This is a genomic window from Corynebacterium sp. ACRQJ, assembly GCF_022346045.1.
In the GTDB taxonomy this organism is placed as follows: Bacteria; Actinomycetota; Actinomycetes; order Mycobacteriales; family Mycobacteriaceae; genus Corynebacterium; species Corynebacterium evansiae.
In genome coordinates, this window is record NZ_JAKRMT010000020.1 from 1 (window position 1) to 14,271 (window position 14,271).

The 14,271-nt window shown below is 62.2% G+C and carries 10 protein-coding genes; all 10 read left to right on the top strand.

Annotated features, from left to right (window positions below; all coding sequences use genetic code 11):
- Positions 1-287 precede the first annotated feature (287 nt).
- Positions 288-1,367 (top strand): ornithine cyclodeaminase, encoded by a 1,080-nt coding sequence (locus MHX52_RS09130; protein WP_239317844.1) that lies wholly within the window; start codon positions 288-290, stop codon positions 1,365-1,367.
- Positions 1,358-2,776 (top strand): Y4yA family PLP-dependent enzyme, encoded by a 1,419-nt coding sequence (locus tag MHX52_RS09135; RefSeq protein ID WP_239317846.1) that lies wholly within the window; start codon positions 1,358-1,360, stop codon positions 2,774-2,776. The genes MHX52_RS09130 and MHX52_RS09135 overlap by 10 nt, the downstream gene beginning before the upstream one ends.
- A 19-nt stretch (positions 2,777-2,795) precedes the next feature.
- Complete coding sequence (locus tag MHX52_RS09140) at positions 2,796-3,941, top strand: PLP-dependent cysteine synthase family protein (RefSeq protein WP_239317848.1); 1,146 nt, start codon at positions 2,796-2,798, stop codon at positions 3,939-3,941.
- A gap of 14 nt (positions 3,942-3,955) precedes the next feature.
- Complete coding sequence (locus MHX52_RS09145; protein ID WP_231913354.1) at positions 3,956-5,317, top strand: MATE family efflux transporter; 1,362 nt, start codon at positions 3,956-3,958, stop codon at positions 5,315-5,317.
- A 151-nt stretch (positions 5,318-5,468) separates the two neighbouring features.
- Positions 5,469-6,626 carry an ABC transporter substrate-binding protein gene (locus MHX52_RS09150; RefSeq protein WP_239317850.1) on the top strand — a complete coding sequence of 386 codons (1,158 nt, stop codon included), beginning with the start codon at positions 5,469-5,471 and terminating at the stop codon, positions 6,624-6,626.
- Positions 6,623-7,750 (top strand): iron ABC transporter permease, encoded by a 1,128-nt coding sequence (locus tag MHX52_RS09155; protein ID WP_005292292.1) that lies wholly within the window; start codon positions 6,623-6,625, stop codon positions 7,748-7,750. Before MHX52_RS09150 ends, MHX52_RS09155 begins: the two co-directional genes overlap by 4 nt.
- Before the next feature lie 66 nt (positions 7,751-7,816).
- Positions 7,817-8,587: an ABC transporter ATP-binding protein gene (locus MHX52_RS09160; protein ID WP_049050285.1), complete on the top strand. Its 771-nt coding sequence runs from the start codon at positions 7,817-7,819 to the stop codon at positions 8,585-8,587.
- Positions 8,588-8,804: 217 nt separating this feature from the next.
- Positions 8,805-12,032, top strand: coding sequence for a DUF4040 family protein (locus tag MHX52_RS09165; protein ID WP_370642246.1), 3,228 nt, complete (start codon positions 8,805-8,807; stop codon positions 12,030-12,032).
- A complete protein-coding gene (locus tag MHX52_RS09170) occupies positions 12,029-12,601 on the top strand; it encodes a cation:proton antiporter subunit C (protein ID WP_239317851.1) in 573 nt (190 codons plus the stop codon). Before MHX52_RS09165 ends, MHX52_RS09170 begins: the two co-directional genes overlap by 4 nt.
- The gene (locus MHX52_RS09175; protein ID WP_239317852.1) at positions 12,601-14,271 is read left to right on the top strand and encodes a monovalent cation/H+ antiporter subunit D family protein; all 1,671 of its coding nucleotides are present in this window, start codon (positions 12,601-12,603) and stop codon (positions 14,269-14,271) included. The genes MHX52_RS09170 and MHX52_RS09175 overlap by 1 nt, the downstream gene beginning before the upstream one ends.

Genomic DNA, 14,271 nt, shown 5'->3' on the forward strand with positions numbered 1-14,271 from the left:
AATGTGGCCGGAGGTGCGGGATGGTGTGGGTAATAGCTTTCGGGGAGCTATTCTTTGGTGATTTGTGGTGTGTGGTCTGGGGTTATGGTGGCATGCGGACACACTTTTCTTTACTTAACCCTGTAAGAAGTTAATAGCCCCCGCGTTAGTAGCCTAGCCTTACCTAACCTTTCCAAAGGTTTGTTTCCGCAAGGCTCACTACCACTGTGGCCACCGGGATTGCATCGCAGGCAGCCCGGGACAATTAGAAACTTCCCCTCACGAGACAAGGCTCAACAAGCGCAACCATGGAACACCTAGCCAATTCCGGCCCGTCGCTACGTGTCCTCACCCGTAGTGATCTCGCAGATATAGAACTCCCTCCCGAACAAGTCATCCGAGCAGTCGAAGATGGCTACCTTGCACTGGAGTCCGGCGCCTCCCGCTGCCCTACAAAGATGATGATCGACCTCCCCGTAGAGAGCCGCGACTCAATCGCCTTTTCCATGCTCGGTTTCGACGCCGCGCGAGACCTCGTTGGTTACAAGACCTCATACCGCAAAGGCAGCGACAACCGCGACCAGTACTACACCACAATTACCCTGTACGACGACGAAACCGGTCTGCCTTACGCCCTCATGGACTGCCAGAAAATCGGCGCCTCCCGCACCCCGGCAACCACCGCGCTCATCGCCCGCGAATGCGCACGCTCCGGCGCCACCTCCGTAACGATGCTCGGAACCGGGCTGCAGAGCACGAACACGCTGGCATATCTGCTCACCGTCCTGCCGAATCTCCAGCATCTCCGCCTCCACGGCACCCATCCCGAGGGCGTCAAGGACACACTTGACGTTCTGCAACGCTGGTTCCCGGACCGCTCCGTCGAACTCATCGGAACTGCCAAATCACTGAATAACACGAGCTCAGATAGCATTTCTCACGCAGTGACCTCAGCTCGCGAAATCATCGCCGCGGACACCGACGCCGTGCGCGATGCAGTCTCGACCAGCGACATCACCGTGGTGGCGTCAGGTCGTGCGTGGCACCCAAAGATCCATACCAGCTGGATTCCCGAGGGTGGACTGTTAATCTCCGTAGCCTCGAAGGGCGTAGCCGATGGCGCCGTCGCGGAAGCCGACCGTGTCATCGCAACCAGCAAAGGGCAGTTCGACCTCGTCGGTCAGAGGCTCCTCCAGGGGCGCAATGTGCAGCTCGACGCCACTCTCCCAGACATCCTCGCCAGCCAGGTTCCGGGTCGTATCAGCGACTCTGAACGCATCTTCGCTTTCTGCAGCGGAATGATCGTTACGGACATTCCCATCGCTCACGAACTCGCCGTACGGGCGTTTTCCGCAGGAAGGGGAAGCGAGGTCACACTGTGGAGCTAGCGCCCAGCCTGCCACCGCTCGTACAGGCGTGGGAGGAGGAACTGTTCAACCACCCCTGGGCTCTGCCGCAGATGCGGGAGTTGGCGTCGGGTCCCTTCCATGTGCTGTATCCAGCGCAACTGCGCACCAATCTGAGGGACTTTGCCACCACGGCACAGGATATGAACGTGGACTGCACTGTGTTCTTCGCACGCAAGGCGAACAAGGCCGAGTGTTGGCTGCAGGAAATCGCCGCTGCAGATCAAGGCGTAGATGTAGCCAGCGGACCGGAGCTCGTCGGCGCTCTGGCCGGAGGAATTCACGGGACAAAACTAGTGATCACCGGCGCGGAAAAAGCAGACAATCTGCTGTGGCTGGGTATCCGTCACGGGTGCACAATCGCAGCGGATTCGCCCGGCGAACTGCAAAGAATACTAGACATCACCCGAAGGGAAACGTCTGCACACCACACCGACGGCCACACACGCGTGCTGCTGCGCATTCTGCCCGCCGAGCAGACTGAGAGCCGCTTCGGCTGTACACCTCAAGAGTGGTCAGCGTGCATTTCGGGTCTGCCTGAACTCGGGAAACACGTCGATATCGTCGGCTCCTGCTTTCATCTCAACGAATACAGCTCCGAGCAAAGGGGCAAAGAAGCGCACCGCAGCCTGGACTTTATGCGTGAGCTGCGCCGCAAAGGGTGGCGAGCGGACACTCTGGACATCGGTGGGGGATTTTCAGTTCGCTACAGCGCCGACGCAGACTGGGAAGCATTCCAACCCACGTTGACGGACGCGAGCGCTTTCCACGCAGGCCACACTCCCAGCACCTCCTATCCCTATGGCGGGGAAAAGGCAACCGGACCGGAGATGTTGCGCGCCATTCTGAACACCCCTACCAAACAGGTCGACGGGCAGACCCTCGCAGAGCGATTGCGCACCGAGGGCGTAAAGCTGGCACTCGAACCTGGAAGAGCGCTCCTAGCTGGCTGCGGACTCACCGTGTTCCCGGTACAAGGAGTCAAAAGCGCAGAGACTGAACGCAAATCCCCAGATCTCAATCCGCAAGAGAATTCGCACTACAGGTACCAGATACTCACCGCTGCAGGACTCAGCATGAGCCTGTCCGAGCAATGGAAATCCAGCGAATTCTTGCCCGATCCCACCCTTTGGCCACAGCGCGAAGGCACCCCTACGCGCGCGTGTGTCGGCGGATCAAGCTGCATGGAATACGACATGCTCACCTGGAGAACCATCTGCTTTCCCCGCGCACCCAAGCGTGGCGACCTGCTGATTTACCACAACACGGCTGGATACCAGATGGACAAGAACGAAAGCTCTTTCCACCAGCTACCGCTCCCCAGCCGCTTCGTCTGGGATAGCTCAGTCCCCACCATTCGTCATGATCACCCCCTGCATGTGGAACTCTGAAAGGCTATTGGCACGTTCCATGAAAATCTCAACTCGCACTACCCACTCAGCGATGAGCGGCGCGGGCGGCGAGTCGGCGCACCCTGCCGTGTGCACGGTTGCCCCGCCGCGCGTCAGCACCAAAATCTGCGACCTGATCGGCAACACACCCGCACTGGAGCTTTGCCGCACAGGCACCGGAAGCCGACTCATCCTCAAATTGGACTGCTTCAATCCCACCGGGAGCGTCAAAATCCGCATGGCGATGGAAATGGTGCAAGGCGCCGAGCGTGCCGGGCTCTTGCGCCCGGGTAGCCGGATCGTTGAACCCACCTCGGGAAACACAGGACTTGGCCTGGCTATCGCGGCCTCCCAGCGCGGGTACAGATTTACCGCAGTGGTGGATCATCATGCCGCCAAAGACAAACTCGATGCCATGCGTGCCCTCGGTGCCGAGCTGATTTTCGTCGGCTCACCGGACACGAGCAAGCCATCCACCGTAGCCCGGCGGAGCATGGCGAAGCACATCGTCGAATCCGACCCGAACGCCTGGTGGCCCGACCAACACAACAACCCGGACAACCCGGGCGGATATGCACAGCTCGCGCACGAGCTTTCCGCCCAATGTTCGGACGGCGTGGACGTGCTCGTCGCCGCCGTAGGCACGGGCGGCACCCTCTGCGGAACCACACGTGAACTTCGAAGGATGGGCCACGAGGCAAAAACGGTGGGCGTCGAGCCAGAAGGATCCATCATTTTCGGAGGACCGGCTGGCTCCTACAAACAGTCCGGCGCGGGTGCTCCCGGCGGCTTCACTATCGGGCAGAACGTGGATTATGCCCTAATCGATCAGCAGATCAAGGTAGGCGACGTCAAGGCATTCGCCACCTCGCGCGTACTCGCCCGGCGACACGGACTAATGGTTGGAGGAACTGCCGGGGCAGCAGTCCATGAGGGGCTGCAGACCTTGCAGACCTGCGCCGCGAACAGCACTGTTGTAGTGCTTGTTTGCGACGCTGGGGAGAAATACCTGGACACAGTGTTTAACGACGCATGGTTGGATAGCCACGGGCTGCGCTCCGAGATCGCAGAGCGGCACGTGGAGAACATGCTGCGCGCCTACCGCGATTCGCGTTCCTTGTGCACCGGCTGCCAGGCGCCACGATGCAGCGCGGTGCGGAGATGAGGGTGGCTGCGAGGTTGAACTCCATTCAGAAGTACCGCGAAGTCCTTGGAATTTCCCTTCCCATCGCCGGGGTGCAGCTCGCCGGGGTGGCGCTGACCACCACGGACGTCCTGATGCTGCAATCCGTGGGGGTGCTGGCGATCGCTGGCGGTGGCTTGGCCATGCAGCTATACAACCAGATCCGCACGATGTGCGTGGGCATGGTGACGGCCAGCTCAAATCTCGTGGCCGAGGCTGCGGCAGAGATGGAACGGGAAGAAGCCTCTAGTCAGCCCTCGGAGGAAGGCGCGGAGCGGATCCGGCGAGCCGTGCGATCCTCCTTCGCCGTGGGCACAGGCACTGCGGTCCTCGGCGCGCTACTGGTCATCACCTTCGGCGCACTGGTTCTTGCTCTGCCTATCGACGAGCAGGTCGCCCATCTCACCTTCGCCATGACCCTCACATTGGCGCCGGGACTCATCCCCATGTTGTGGCTCAACGTCTTGCGCCAGTTCGCGGTGGGCATGCGCAAGCCTGGCTCCCTGCTTGCCATCACGCTGGTATCAATCTTCGTCAACATCGCCCTGAACTGGTCGTTTATGGCTTGGGCAACGTCGGACACATGGAAGGTGGCGGGCATCGGGCTATCCACGACCACCGTCCAACTTTTCACGTTGCTAGCCTTCCGCGTGGTCGTGCTGCGTATACCCGAGCTGCAACCCTACTTTCAGGTTCTGCCCCGCGCCGGCGACGGGGAGACTATACGCCACCTCGTGCGCCTCGGAGTACCAGTTAGCCTGACCTATGGCTCGGAGGCAGCGATTACGACAATCGCCGGGTTGGCGATGGGAACCCTCAGCCCACAGATGTTGGCAGCGCACAACGTTGTCAACCAGCTAGCGTACATCGTCTACCAGGTTTGCATCGGCTTCTCCCATGGCGGGTCGGTGCTCATCACGAGGGCACGAGCCGAAGGCGCCAACGCGGTGCGCGCGGTAACCCGGCGCGTGCTACTCGTCGTGGTCGTGTACCTGGGGATTATGGGCGCACTGTGGCTTCTGCTGGGTCGCTGGATACTGCGCCCGTTCCTGGGAAGTGCAGACGCCACCACCTTCCACATCGCCGTCCTGCTTCTGTGCCTCGCCGTGCTTCAGCAGTTCTCTAAGGGAATTCAGAACGTGACAGTGGGTTTGCTGAGGGGGCTCAAGGACACCACTTCCGGGCTGCGCTGCACTCTCATTGGATATTGGCTAGTCGGCGTACCCGGAATTCTGGTGATGGGCAAGCTCCTTAGGTGGGAGGGCTACGGCGTGTGGTGGGGACTGATCGCGGGCTTCGCAACCACTGCCGTGCTGCTATTGCGGACCTATTCTCGACGCCTCGCTTCAATTTCCTAATGGGGCGTAAGACGGCTTTTACCTCCAAGCATTGCCTTTGATCGAAGGTGCGGCTAACCTAAGTAAGCCAACCCAAAGAAAGGAACACAGTTGTCCCTCACGACACTTAGGGCTCGCAGCCCCCCGAACCCCCATGCGCCCTCATCTTCGCATGGCTCGCGCAGTTGTCTCGGCCGTCGCCGCCGCCAGCCTCTTCATGACCGCCGCCTGCAGCGCCAGCGACGAACCACACTCCACAATCAGCGGAGAAAAACAGCAGATCACCGACATCCTCGGACGCAATGTTGAGGTTCCGAAGAAGGTCGAGCGGATCCTCATGGGCGGGCAGAGAATGCTCTACACCACCGCTATCCTCAACAAGGAAAACCCGCTCCAGGGGATCGTCGCCTGGCCCGATGACCTGCAGCAGAACGATCCCGGCACGTACAAAAAGTACCAACAGAAATTCTCGAAGATCGGGGATATCAAGCAGACCGGCGAGGTTTACGACGGTTCGATGTCCCTCGAGCAGGCCCTGGAGTCCCGCCCAGATGTCTTCATTGTCTCTGCGAACAGTTTCGAGGCAGCCCAAGACGCTGGCATCATCGACGGCCTTGAAAAGGCTGGAATCCCCACCGTCACCGTCGACTACTTCACCGACCCGGTGAAAAACACCGCACCGAGCGTGCGCTTGCTCGGCAAAGTGCTCGGGTACGAAAAGGAGGCGGAGAAGTACGCCCGGTTCTACGAATCCAAGGTGGACATGGTTCACGACCGGTTGGAAAAAGCCAAAGCCACTCCCACCCCAACCTTCCTCTGGCGAGCTCCCGGCTACTTCGACTGCTGCTCCACTTTCGCCAAGTCCAACCTGGCTCAATTAGTCACCGCAGCGGGTGGCAAGAACCTGGGAGACGACATGATTGAAGGTAAGCAAGGCCAGGTCTCCCCCGAAGCGCTGGCTGGAAAAGACCCGGACGTCATCATCGCCACCGGCGCTGACTGGACTGATGCCAAGCAGCAGCCAAAAAAGACTGGCTTTATCCCCCTCGGTTACGACGAGTCCGCCGATCAGGCAGCCCGGGATTTTCAGCGCGTCGTTAACGGGCAACCTGTCCTCAAGGAAATGCGAGCCGTCAAGGACAAGAGAGCCTACGCCGCGTGGCATCACTTCTACGACTCTCCGTACAACTACCTGGCCATCGAGTGGTTCGCCAAGGCCATGCACCCCGACCTGTTTGCCGACATTGACCCGCAGGCTGACATGAAGGAACTGCACGAAAAATTCCTCCCCGTGGAGGCGAGCGGCACCTTCTGGACTGGTTTGCCATGAGCCACGTCGCCCCGACACGGTCAACCCCTGCCGTAAACGGGAAGGATCACAAAGACAGCATCCCGCAACGTCAACGCCCCGGCGTGAGCTGGTACCGAGCAGCCAGCAGGCGCAAGGTGGCAATCATCGCCGGGCTCGCGGCTCTGCTATGTGCAGTCACCGCCACAGATTTCCTCATCGGCAGCAGCATGCCTGCTAATGAGGCGATATATGTGCTATTTCACCCCAGCGATTCCCGCCCTGTTGACCGACAGATCATCTTTGATATTCGCCTGCCAATGACCATCACGGCGGTCCTCATCGGCGCTGCCCTCGCTGCCGCTGGTGCAGAGATGCAAACCATCCTGGGCAACCCCCTCGCAGAGCCCTATACACTGGGTATTTCCGCTGCCTCCAGCTTCGGCGCCGCCTTCGCCACCGTCTCCGGATTCACCGCGGCAGGAATTGGAGCAACGCTGGGGATGGCCGGCAGCGCGTGGGTGTTCGGCATCGCAGCCTGCGCGGTGATCGTCCTCTTCTCCCGGTCAAAGAGCGCCGGCACGGAGGGAATGATCTTGCTAGGCATTGCAATCGTGTTCCTTTTCGACGCTCTCCTGGCACTGATGCAATACCTCGCCTCGCAGACCCAGCTAGAGCAGGTGGTCTTCTGGACGATGGGCAGTCTCACGCGCGCCAAGTGGCCCCAGATCTGCCTCCTGGCACTCGTCTCGCTGATCGTCATCGCATTCTTCTACCGCAACGCGTGGACACTGACGGCGTTTCGAATGGGAGACGACCGCGCCAGGTCCATGGGAATCAACGTCAACAGGCTGCGCACGCTCACACTGGTGGGCGTCTCCCTCATGGCTGCGACTGCCGTTTCGATGGCCGGGACGATTGGCTTTATCGGCCTCGTCGGCCCACACATCGCCAGGATGCTCGTCGGCGAGGATCAGCGATTTTTCCTCACTACATCCATCTTCTCCGGGGCGCTCTTGCTTACCTCAGCCTCCGTGGTCTCCAAGCTGATCCAGCCCGGCGCGATCCTGCCCGTCGGCATCATCACGGCGATTGTGGGCGTGCCAGCGTTCGTCGTCCTCATCGTTCTGCGCCGCCGGCCCCGAACCGTCTCCTCGCCCACCTAAAACTCCGTCTCCGCGCCCACTTCTTCTCGCTCCAGCCCCCTCCCTCACCCCAGAAAGGACAACCTCGTGGAACAGCCCGCCACGGTTCCGTCAGCCCCCGCACTGCAGGTCACCGACCTCCGTTTTTCCCACGGAGCAGCGCAGATCCTGAATGGCGTGTCTCTTCCGGGGATCGACGCCGGAACCGTCACCGCCCTTGTAGGCCCCAATGGAGCTGGTAAATCCACCCTGCTGCGCTGCATGGCTCAGCTGTGCCGATTCAGCGGCAGTGTCACCGGACCCGACGCGGTGTATTTGCCACAGGATCCCCCGCCGGAAAGCACCCTTACAGTGTTTGAATCGGTGCTGCTGGCGCTCCAGCACTCCCGCACGGGATTCAGTGGGCTGCGCGTGGCCACATCCACCCAGGATAGAGTCAGCGCGGTACTCACACGACTGGGTCTGAAAGAATTCGAGTCTCGCACGATGTCCCAGCTCTCCGGCGGCCAGCGCCAGCTGGTGAGCTTCGCTCAGGCGATCGTTCGCCGCCCCCGGGCTCTTCTATTGGACGAGCCAACCAGTGCTCTCGACCTGCGCAATCAACTGACCCTCATGGAGCACATTTGCACCTACGCCGTTGAAGCACCCGCGGCAGTGGTGGTCACGATGCACGATCTCTCGCACGCGGCACGCTTCGCCGATCGCATCGCAGTGCTTCACAACGGCGCCGTTTACGCACATGGAGCCGTGGAGGATGTGCTCACCGAAGAAATGTTGCGCGAGGTCTACCGAGTCGATGGAACGATTACGCCCACCGGCGATGGAAATGTAGCGATCACCACGTCAAGGGCAATATGAGGGTCTGCTAAACTTTGGCGAGTCGCATAAAATATTTCCGTTCATGTTCCGACGTGACGGACCGCCCAATTTTTTCTAGCCCTCCGAGGTCACCCTCCCGCGCATCTTGGAGACACTAGGAGCGATCGATCGGCTCCGCAGTTCGGGACGTTGAAGGCGATTGTGCGTTTGCCTAAGATATCGTCGTCGAACTCATTGGTTAGGGTGTTTTAGACACGTGGCAGTGCTGGCCATCCCCGTCACCATAGCGGTGGCGCTCATCCTCGTCCCCTTACTGGTCAAAACACTTGATCGTAAAGCCGGTTGGCCTTTAGGCGTGACCTTCCTGGCACTCGCGGGGTACGTGATCAAGCATGCGGATCCGATACTCAACGGCAAGACAGTCACCTGGTCCGTGACGTGGATCCAAGGTTTCCTCACGGGCGCGGGCGGTGCAGGCGACGCAAACTCAGGCGCCCTCAACTTGGCCCTGAAAATGGACTCCCTGGGACTGTTCTTCACCCTCCTGGCGCTGCTCATCGGCGCCGTCGTGTTCATCTACTCCGCCGCCTACCTGCACAAGGGCGACAAGATCATGAGCTTCTACGTGCTCATGACCTCCTTCATGCTGGCAGTCCTCCTGCTGGTTCTGGCCGACGACGTTGCCCTGCTGTTCATCGGCTGGGAGCTGGTCTCCCTGGCCTCGTTCTTCCTCATCGCCCGCTCGGGCTCCGGCGGCGAGGCCGGTTCCATCCGCACCCTCCTGCTGACTTTCATCGGCGGCCTATTCCTGCTGGCCGGCCTGGCCATCGGCGTGATCACCACGGGCACCACCAACCTTTCCGACATGCTGCACTCCCCCGCCTGGGAAGGTCAGGACGTGCGCCTGGCCATCGTCGCAGTCCTCATCGCCCTGGCCGCGTTTTCGAAGGCCGCGCAGATTCCCTTCCACTTCTGGCTGCCGGAGGCGATGGCCGCGGACACCCCGGTTTCCGCCTTCCTGCACGCCGCCGCCGTGGTCAAGGCCGGCGTGTACCTGCTGCTGCGCTTCTCCGGCCTGTTCGAGGGTGTGATGGCCTGGCACGTCCTGCTGATCGTCATCGGCATGACCACCGCCATCATGGGCGCCGTGTTCGCCATCCAGAAGACGGATCTGAAGAAGCTCACGGCCTACTCCACGGTCTCCCAGCTGGGCTGGATCGTCGCCACCATTGGCGTGGGCACTCCCTTCGCCATCAGCGCCGCGCTGGTTCACACGGCCGCCCACGCGCTGTTTAAGTCCTCGCTGTTCATGATCGCCGGCGTGGTGGATCACCAGGCCGGGTCGCGTGACATTCGTCGCCTGGGTCCGCTGTGGCGCCAGATGCCCTTTACTTTTGTGTCCGCTGTGATCGCGGCGGCGTCAATGGCTGCTATTCCCCCGACCTTCGGCTTTGTGTCGAAGGAGGGCATGCTCACCGCGTTTGAGGAGGCGCCGTTTAACAACACCGGCGTGATCGCCCTGCTGATCGCGGCTGGCATCGGCGCGCTGGCCACTTTCGTGTACTCCGCGCGCTACGTTCTGGGTGCGTTCGTCGATGGACCGAAGGATGTCTCGCACGTCAAGGAGGCTCCGGCGAACCTGTGGATTCCGGCGGTGCTGCCGGGCGTGCTTTCCCTGCCGGGTGTCGCGTTCCTGGGCGTGTTCGACGAGACTCTCGATCACGTGGTTTACGCCACGGGTCTGGGCGACGCGCACACTCATCTGGCGCTCTGGCACGGCCTGACGGTGGCGCTCTGGATCTCTCTCGCGGTGCTGATCGCGGGCGTCATTGTTGTTATTTATCGACGCCCTCTGCTCCAGCCGCTCGAGGGCAAGCGTCTCGGGGTGGCAACGGGCGCGGAGATGATCTCCGCATTCATCGAACGCTCGACCAAGGTGGGCCGTGCGTTTGGCCGCCTGGCGAACTCTGTGAACCCCAACCGGCACGTGGTGTGGATCTTCGCCTCGCTGATTGTGCTGGCGGGCTTCTCCCTGCTGGGGCCGGGTCGCCTGGAGGGGCTGGCGGATCTGCCGCCGCGTGTCGAGGGGATCGACAGCATCGTGGACCTCGTTGGCCTGGTGATTATCGGCTTGAGTGTGCTCGTGATGATTGGTACTCGCTCGCGCCTGGCTTCCGTGGTGCTGGTCGGTGTGGTCGGCGTGGGCGTTTCCTGGGTCATGCTGACCCTGGGCGCACCGGACGTGGCCACCACCCAGTTGTTGGTCGAGTTCTGCGTGGTCGTCATCATGATGCTGGTGATCCGCCACCAGCCGCGCCTGTACCTGCGCGAGGGCGCAAACCGTACCCGCTTCGCCACAGTTCTGGCGGTGCTGGTCGGCGTGGTTACCTTCCTGGGCGTGTGGCTGCTCATCGGCCGCCACGAGAAGCCTGCGATCGCGCAGTGGTACTTGGAGAACACCCCGGAGATCTCCGGCGGCAATAACGTAGTCGCCGTCATCCTGGTGGAGTTCCGTGCCTTCGATACCTTGGGCGAGCTGACGGTGCTGGGCATGGCGGGCATCGTCATCGCCGCACTGATCAAGTCCATCCCCCGTTCCCCGGTTCCGGGTTACGGTCCGGGTTCCACCGCGGAGCTGTTCCGCGCTCCGGGTTCCACCCGCTTCCCGGATGTGCACAAGGTTCCGGAGCTGGCGCCGTTCTACTCCAAGTACCTGCGCTCCACGCACCTGAACTCCATTAACTCGCGGATGACGATGTACCCGCTGATCCCGATTCTGGCGCTGCTGTCCGCCGCCACGTTCTGGCGCGGCCACCAGTCCCCCGGCGGCGGCTTCGTCGCCGCCCTGATCGCGGCCTGCGGCATCTTCATGTACTACCTGGCTCAGGCCCGGGCCAAGAAGATGTTCACCGACCAGGTGGCCTACACCTTCGTCGGCGCGGGCATAGCGATGGCGCTGATCACTGGCCTGATCGGCTACTTGCATGGCGGCTTCCTGGCGCCGATCCACGCCGATATTTTGGGCCAGCACGTATCCACCTCGTTGATCTTCGACGGCGGCGTGTACCTGGCAGTGCTCGGCCTGGTGGTCATCGTCATCAACCAGATGGGCGGCCGCGAGCGCCCGGGTACAGACCCGGCAACGCTGAAGTCTAAGTTCCGCGCCCAGACTGCCACGCAGAAGATGGGTCCGAACTCCAAGGGCAAGCGCCCCACGCCCATCGAGGGCAAGGCGGATCCCGCCAAGAAGCCCTCGCCTGTGGCTGTGACTGTCGGCGGCAGCAACATCCCGCTCAACCCCTCCCAGGTCTCCGCTGCTGCGAAGGCGGAGGAAGAGGCCCACCGAGCTGAGCGCGAAGCGGCCCGCGCGCCGGTGAAGAACGTCAAGGATGGGGCTGAGGCTAAGGCTGCGGAGCCTGATGGCGTCGCTAAGAAAAACACCGAACAGCAAGAACAGCACGAGGAGAAGGGAGAGAACCAGTGATCATCGCAGCTATCATCGCCATCCTGATGGGCGGCGGCGTGTACCTGGTGATGCAGCGCGGAATGCTGCGCCTCATCATGGGCATCACGCTGATGAGCCACGCGGTTAACCTCCTGATCCTCGCTGCGGGCGTCGGCGCGTGGCGCATGGATCCGCTGATGGATCGCGCGACCCCCGAGCAGGCAGCCGACCCGCTACCCCAGGCGTTCGTGCTGACGGCAATCGTGATCTCCATGGCCTCCACCGCCGTGATGCTGGCCATGGCCGCGCTCGGCCGCGACGACGACACATTCGGCAGTGACGACGTAGAGACCGCCTCCCGCCGCCTGCGCACCCTGCAGACGATGGGCTGGAAGAACTACGAGGAAGCCAAGGCCCACGGTGGAGTGGTCAAGGAGCACGAGGCTAAGAAGCTCGGTGCGAACGACTACACGGAGGTCCACTCCACCACCGACGAGGACGGCCCGGACGAAGCCGCCGCACAGTCCGCCGATGCAGCGGAGTCTGCCGGCTCGGCCAGCCCCACCGACAAGGCACGTGCTAACGATCAGAAGGGAGCGCAGAAGTAATGACCGAAGGTTCCCTCCTCAGTCTGTTTATCGCCGTCCCGTTGCTGGCTGCGGCCGCTGCCGCGATGGCTCCGTGGATGAGCCTCCGCCGCGCGCTGGGCCTGCTGGTGCCGGCATTCGGCATCGTCGGCGGTGTCTGGGTGCTGGTGAAGGTCAACGAGCCGAACACGGTGCTGGTCGATAACGTCGGCGGGTTCGTCGGCGGTATCTCCATCCCGCTGGTCGCCGACAATCTGGCGGGCATTATGATCCTGACGACCTCCGTCGTCGCTCTGATCGCCAACTGGTTCGCCGACGTCGTCGGCGAGACGCGCACCCGCTTCTACCCCGCCCTCACGCTCATGCTGATCGGCGGCGTGTGGGGTGCACTGCTAACCGCGGACTTGTTCAACCTGTTCGTGTTCATCGAGGTCATGCTGATGCCCTCCTTCGGCCTGCTGGCGATGACCGGCACGTGGGCTCGCCTGGCGGCGGGCAGGATGTTCATCATCGTGAACCTGGTAACCTCCCTAGTGCTGCTGAGTGGCGTGGTACTGGTCTACGCCGTGGTGGGCACCACCAACCTCGCCGCCCTGGCGGGTGCAGCCGGACCCCGCGGCACCGAGTTTGCCGAAGGAGTCTTCGGCAACCAGTGGCAGCTAGTGGTCCCGCTGGGCGTGGTTCTGCTGGCGCTGGCCGTGAAGGCGGGCGTGGCGCCGGTCCACACCTGGCTGCCGCGTGCCTACCCGTCTACTTCCCCGGCCGTGATGGCGCTGTTCTCCGGCCTGCACACCAAGGTCGGCATCTACGCGATTTTCCGCGTGTACCTGACCATCTTCGAGGGCGACCCCGCCTGGTCCTGGGCAATCCTGGTGATCGTAGTGCTGGGCATGCTGATCGGCGGCTTCGCCGGCCTGGGCGAAACCACGATGCGCAGCGTGATCGCCTACCAGATGGTCAACGGCATCCCATTCATGCTGATTGGACTGGCTTTCCTCAGCAACGATGCCCGTCTCATGCTCAGCGCAGCACTGTTCTACATGCTGCACCACATGATCGTCGCCGGATCCCTCATCATGGCCTCCGGCGCGATCGAGGAGACCTACGGTTCGGGCCGCGTGCGCAAGCTCTCCGGGCTGATGCGCCGCGACCGCTTCGTCGCTGTCGTCTTCGCGGCGGGTGCGCTGGCGATCGTTGGCCTGCCGCCGTTCTCCGGCCTGTGGGGCAAGCTGGCGCTAGTCTTCGGAGTGGCCCAGGACGGCACGTGGAAGACCTGGTTGGCCATCGGCGCGATCATCGTTTCTTCCATCGGCGCCCTGGTCTCCATGATCTACGTGTGGCGCGAGGTGTTCTGGGGCCGTCAGATGAACGCCAACGAGGCCGACCCGGAGCTGCGCGTACCGCGCCGCTACGTGTGGCCGTCCGCAGTCATGATGCTGATTTCCGTGGGCATGTTCATCGGCGCCGGGCCGGTCTTCCAGCAGGTCAACAAGGCCGCCGATAACCTGACCGACACGACCGCATATGTCGAGGCAGTCCTCGGCGATCCGGATGAGGCCGTCGGCACGGTCCTGCCGCCCGGGCCGAGCGGATTGGATAACGTCGACACCGAAGCCAACGCCGCCGCCAGCGCCAAAGCCAACGTAAACACCGACAAGGAGCAGCAGGCTCAGGACGGGAAGGGCCACTAA

Excerpts from the sequence above, each read along its gene's own strand:
- MHX52_RS09130 (WP_239317844.1), top strand. The coding sequence starts at position 288 with ATGGAACACCTAGCCAATTCCGGCCCGTCGCTACGTGTCCTCACCCGT.
- MHX52_RS09155 (WP_005292292.1), top strand. The coding sequence starts at position 6,623 with ATGAGCCACGTCGCCCCGACACGGTCAACCCCTGCCGTAAACGGGAAG.
- MHX52_RS09175 (WP_239317852.1), top strand. The coding sequence starts at position 12,601 with ATGACCGAAGGTTCCCTCCTCAGTCTGTTTATCGCCGTCCCGTTGCTG.
- MHX52_RS09150 (WP_239317850.1), top strand. The coding sequence starts at position 5,469 with ATGGCTCGCGCAGTTGTCTCGGCCGTCGCCGCCGCCAGCCTCTTCATG.
- MHX52_RS09140 (WP_239317848.1), top strand. The coding sequence starts at position 2,796 with ATGAAAATCTCAACTCGCACTACCCACTCAGCGATGAGCGGCGCGGGC.